This is a genomic window from Photorhabdus akhurstii, from assembly GCF_018448925.1.
Classification (GTDB): domain Bacteria; phylum Pseudomonadota; class Gammaproteobacteria; order Enterobacterales; family Enterobacteriaceae; genus Photorhabdus; species Photorhabdus akhurstii.
In genome coordinates this window covers 1-711 of sequence record NZ_RCWE01000111.1, presented here as the reverse complement: position 1 = coordinate 711, position 711 = coordinate 1, and the positions used below count along the sequence as shown (strand labels likewise).

The following is a 711-nucleotide window of genomic DNA, read 5'->3' as shown; positions in this document are numbered from 1 at the left end:
GGCAGGGCAAGGGGAATAAAGACCGGGTATTGCCCCTCGGCGAACGGGCCTTAAACTGGCTCCAGTTCTATCAGCAGCAGATTCGCCCGCAACTGCTGGTCACCCCGGACATCCAGTCGCTGTTCGTAGCAATGGACGGTCTCGACGGGTTGCAGCCGAACGGTATCACGAATGCCGTGAGCGGCTATATCCGGGCCGCCGGCATCGAGAAAAAAGGCGCCTGCCACCTGTTTCGGCATGCGATGGCGACCCAGATGCTGGAGAACGGGGCGGACCTGCGCTGGATACAGGCCATGTTAGGCCATGCCAGCGTGGAGTCAACACAGGTGTATACGCAGGTCTCTATCCGGGCCTTGCAGGCGGTGCACGCCAGCACCCACCCGGCGGAGCAAATGGCCGACGAAAAAGTCAGCGATGCCGATGAGGTGGGTTTACTGGCCGACCTGTACGCCGAAGACAACGCCGACACGCTGCCGGACAGCCCGACGCCGACCTGAAACCTCAATATCCGCTGACCGTCCGCACGCCCCCGTTAAGTTGGGCGGGCTCGGTGTGGGGGCAGACCGTGGCCGGACTGCCCGTCGGCCCTGGCGCACGCGGGGGTAAATAGTCGTCAGGCGGCGCAAGCCCCGGCGTCCCCGTTGAGCTGGTACAGGCCGCCTAACGCCTATTCAACATAATGCGGGGGAATTATACGCACTGCGCCGGTGA

The 711-nt window shown here is 63.3% G+C and carries 1 protein-coding gene; it reads left to right on the top strand.

Annotated features, from left to right (window positions below):
- A partial coding sequence (locus EAE93_RS23970; RefSeq protein ID WP_214040735.1) for a tyrosine-type recombinase/integrase occupies positions 1-497 on the top strand: 497 nt, incomplete at its 5' end.
- Positions 498-711: the final 214 nt, after the last annotated feature.